Source organism: Tepidanaerobacter sp. GT38 (genome assembly GCF_021991635.1).
Taxonomy (GTDB): Bacteria; Bacillota; Thermosediminibacteria; order Thermosediminibacterales; family Tepidanaerobacteraceae; genus DTU063.
Window position 1 is genome coordinate 1 of sequence record NZ_JAFFJA010000096.1, and the last position, 4,497, is coordinate 4,497.

Annotated in this window: 4 protein-coding genes; all 4 read left to right on the forward strand. The window is 36.8% G+C overall.

Features of this window, described 5'->3' with window-relative positions; translation table 11 throughout:
- Positions 1-187 precede the first annotated feature (187 nt).
- Complete coding sequence (locus JT739_RS11165) at positions 188-877, forward strand: DUF1638 domain-containing protein (RefSeq protein WP_237661203.1); 690 nt, start codon at positions 188-190, stop codon at positions 875-877.
- Positions 878-1,103: 226 nt separating this feature from the next.
- The gene (locus JT739_RS11170) at positions 1,104-2,462 is read left to right on the forward strand and encodes a uroporphyrinogen decarboxylase family protein (protein ID WP_237661204.1); all 1,359 of its coding nucleotides are present in this window, start codon (positions 1,104-1,106) and stop codon (positions 2,460-2,462) included.
- A 256-nt stretch (positions 2,463-2,718) separates the two neighbouring features.
- Positions 2,719-4,122: an MFS transporter gene (locus JT739_RS11175; RefSeq protein ID WP_237661205.1), complete on the forward strand. Its 1,404-nt coding sequence runs from the start codon at positions 2,719-2,721 to the stop codon at positions 4,120-4,122.
- Positions 4,123-4,191: 69 nt separating this feature from the next.
- Positions 4,192-4,497: B12-binding domain-containing protein (locus tag JT739_RS11180; RefSeq protein WP_237661206.1), on the forward strand; the 306-nt coding region annotated here is incomplete at its 3' end.

Genomic DNA, 4,497 nt, shown 5'->3' on the forward strand with positions numbered 1-4,497 from the left:
AGGCATACAACGGAGCGGGTATGCTATATAGCTGGTTTTGTATCAAAAGGATAGGGATCCTTTAACTTTAATTATCCTACAACAACTTGACACTATCATTTATAGGCTTTTTATTGACAAAATTATCATAAGATTTTATAGTAATAGTAATATACTGCTCGAGAAGAGACAAAAAGGGGGTAACTTTATGGAGAAATTAGTTATTGCGTGTGAAACGCTGAAGGATGAATTAACCGCAGCCGTTAATTCTACTGGATGCCAGTTGCCGATTATTTGGATAGATTCAAAATATCATATGGAGCCTGATGGCCTACGCAAAAAACTGCAGGAAGAAATAGATTCTATAACGACTGCGGAAAATATTTTGCTGGCTTTCGGTTGCTGCGGAAATGCCCTGATTGGAGTAAAGGCAAATACTGCCAATCTCATCATCCCGAAAACTGATGATTGCATTTCAATGGTACTGCAAAAACTGGGTGAAAAATTTGCACGTCCTGAAAAAACATACTTTTTAACAAAGGGCTGGATTGAATCCTCCAGAAGTTTAGCAGCTGAATACCAAAGAGCAGTAGAAAGGTATGGGGAGCAAAGAGCTGAAAAAATTTTTAAATTCATGCTCAACAGTTACAAGTATCTAATGCTTATCGACACTCAATCTTACGATGTAAAAAAATACAAAAGTGAGGCAGAAAAGCTTGCTCGGATAACGAATATGGAACTTGTTGTCGAAAGAGGAGGAATTTGGTTTTTAGAAAAGCTTTTAACAGGCCCTTACGATGATAATTTTTGCATTATTCCAAAGGGTCAGGAAGTTAAAATATGCCATTTTGGATATGATAGTAGTTATACTTCGAATAGGTCAATTAATCTGATTTAAACATCAAATTATTATTAAGTCTAACGATTTTAAATAGAAATAGAAGGGAATTAAAAAAAGACCATAGCAAATGAGCAATACTCATCGGAATATAAAGATATTTGTTAATATTTTTGAAAGTGACATAATAAACCATTGACAAAATTGACGCAGAACCTTATAGTTAAATGGAAAATAGGTATATTTTAACAAGTCAGAAATTAGATTTACAAGGGAAGTGAAAACCGTGAATCCAGAAGAACTGCAGCAGGAAAGAATCAGCATTTTCCATGCTGTTTATGACAATAGAATCCCCAAAAGGGTTCCCGTGAACATAAGCCTTACTTTTGAAGTAATAGCACAGTTTGGAGGCTTAAACCTTACTGAAGCACTTTGGAATTCGGAATTAATATATGATGCTGCAGACACCATGTGCCAGACTGTATATTCAGATGTATGCCTTTTTATAGGGTCATATAGATATCCATCGTATTATCAAGTGTTAAAATCCCAGTCCTTTGTGATGGCCTCTAATGGTTTTATTCAACATCCGGAAGTAGTGGGTATGTATCCTGAAGACTATGACTATTTAATAGAAAAGCCATACGAATGCATTGTAGAAAGAATAATACCCAGACAATATAAAGCAATAGACTGGAATGATCCGATAACCAGTGCATTAAACCTGATGAGAGGTTTTTTGGCTTATAGACATGAGTTTGATAAGGCAAATAAGATAATGCAAAATTTGACAGAAAAATATGGCTATTATCCTCGAAATCCCATGAATTATGGTTTTACCGAAACCCCTTTTGATTTTTTGGCTGACCAATTAAGAGGAATTAGAGGAATCAGCAAAGATATCAGAAAAATACCCGATAAAGTTGCAAAAGCATGTGATGCACTGTATCCATTGGTGTTTGCGAAGGGTTTGCCAAGGAAAATTTCTCGGTACGGTTATGTGTTTATTCCGCTTCATATGCCTGCTTTTATGAGAGAAAAGGACTTTGAGAAGCTCTATTGGCCTACTTTTAAAAGAATGGTAGAAGAGTATGCTTCTCTTGGAATTCGTTGCACTCTGTTTTGTGAGCATGATTGGACTAGATATCTTGATTACCTCTGTGAACTACCTGCCAATTCTGTGCTGATGTTTGAATATGGGGATCCAAAACTTATTAAACAAAAATTAGGCAAAAAACATATTATTACTGGTCTTTATCCTCTTGTTAACCTGAAAACGAAATCTCCGAAAATATGTGCTGATGAGGCACGAAAATATATAGATATCCTTGCGCCAGGTGGTAAATACATCTTTGGATTTGATAGAAGTCCTTTATTGTTAAATGATTTTAATATTGAGTCTTTGTGTGCCGTTACCCAAACTGTAAGAGATTACGGTGTTTACGACAGTTCCGGGGATACAGCAGAAATGCAGTTTAATAAAATGGAATATAATGCACAAACTTCAAATATACTAAAAAATAAATACCTGATGTCGTGGGATCAATATAGAGTATTCGATAATAAATTGTCAGATTTTGCATGGCAGAAATTGATGGATATTGAAGAAAGCCTGTTTGATTTCATAATGTTTTTATTGCTTTAGTATTTTAACAAAGTTAATAGCAGATTGGTCGGTCAAGTTTACTGAATTTAATGAATAAGACTAAAAAATACAAAAAAATATATAAGTTTCAGAAGAATATTGACAAGCGCGTTTATTTTTTATATACTAAAAACAATAATACTTGTATATACATATATATAGCTAAGTTTTTAAATGGAGGTGAATTATTAAAAGAAAAGGGGGGAATTTGTAATTACTTGAGTTTCATTATTTTACAAAGTGAGGGGTTGAAACCGTGAAGAAACCGTTGAGCAGTGCCATCAAAAGGTTTTACGGTCTTGGTGACTTTGGTTTCGCTTTAATGACTCAAGTAGAATTAACTTTCTTTGTTTTCTTCCTGACTGATATTGCAAAGTTTTCTCTTCCCATGGTGGCTTTAATAGGAGCTGTAACAAGTATTGCAGATGCTATATCATCTCCGTTTTACGGGGCCATAATAAGCGGCACAAAACCTATGAAATGGGGCAGAAACCGCTCGTGGATGCTTATTGCGCCGCCTATAGTAGTCTTACTATACATTTTCCAGTTTACAAGAATTGGCCCTGAATCAGTAGCTGCATTTATCGTATGTGCAGGTTTTATTTTAAGTCATATTGCTTGGAATATTCCCTGGGTTGCAAACGTTTCATTGATTCCTGTCTTAGCTACAAATCCTGAAGAACGTGCATTTCTTTCTGCAAGACGCGCCACTTACACCGCTTTAGGGACAGTTGCATTCTCTTACACAGGACCTCCTTTAGCCAATTTTCTTGGTCAAGTCACAAATAATCCTATCTTAGGATACTCTCTACTTGCTGGAATAATGGCCTTTGTCATGATGATTTGTTATTGGACTGTTTTCAAAATAACCGAAGGCTATGAAGAAACCGGCCAGGCGCAAAAGACTGCAGCGAAAGGTGCTTCAGCCCAAGGCGTAGCATCTATTAAAGGAATGTTCAATAGTCTTGTGCAGAATCCTCCTCTCATTGTACTGCTAATCTCAGACTTTTTAAGATATATGGTTAATTTTGTAATGTCAGCGGCGGCTGCATACTACTTTACCTATGTGGCCCAAAACCCTGCGCTCTTGCCCACTTATCTGCTGCTTGGTGGTTTAGCACAAGTTGTAGGTGCGCATATAGCAGCTACTCTTTCAAAAACACTCTCGTCAAGAAATGCGTCAATTTTTGGCCTTCTAGGCTTGGCTGCGTCATTAATTATCACTAAATACGTAGCTATGAATATTGTAATGTTCTTTGTGTTCATATTGGTGGCTAGGATATTCTTAGGACTTTTGACAGCAGTAATGGTAAGCCTCTATTCAGATGTTGCAGTATATGCTCAGTGGAAGACTGGCGAGGATACTACCCCATTTGTTATGGGCTTAATGACTCTGTCGCTTAAAACAGCAGTTATTTCTAGAGGAACCATAATTCCATTTGTTTTATCGGCGGCAGGATTCGTTGCTGGTGTAGACCCGGCTACAGCGTCAATGGCCATTAAAAATGCTGTAATTAATGTATTTGTGTTCATACCGGGTATCTTTGCTTTAGTTTCTGGCTTAGTACTTGCATTTGGTTACAAGCTGACTAAAGAGAGATTAATTGAATTACAAAATGAAATAAATCAGAGGAAAGCCGAGGCTGAAGGCGCAGTTTAACCAATATGTGCAGGGAGGTGTGCCTGCAGAGTTTTAAAACGAAAAATAAATTAAAAGGGGGAAAAACACATGCAAGAAGAACTTTTCAACAAAATAGTCGACATGGATGAAGAAGGTTCAATAAAACTTGCCAAAGAGTATCTGGAAAGTGGAGGAGATCCACAAAAGCTGCTTGAGACATGCAGAAGTGCAATGGGAGTAATAGGCGACAAATTTGAAAAAGGCGAATACTTTCTATCAGAACTCATACTTGGCGGAGAAATATTCTCAAGCATAATGGAATTTACCCTGCCGCATATAAAAGGGGAATCGGAGAAACTGGGCAAAATCGTATTGGGCACCGTAAAAGATGACATACACAACATAGGCAAAGAC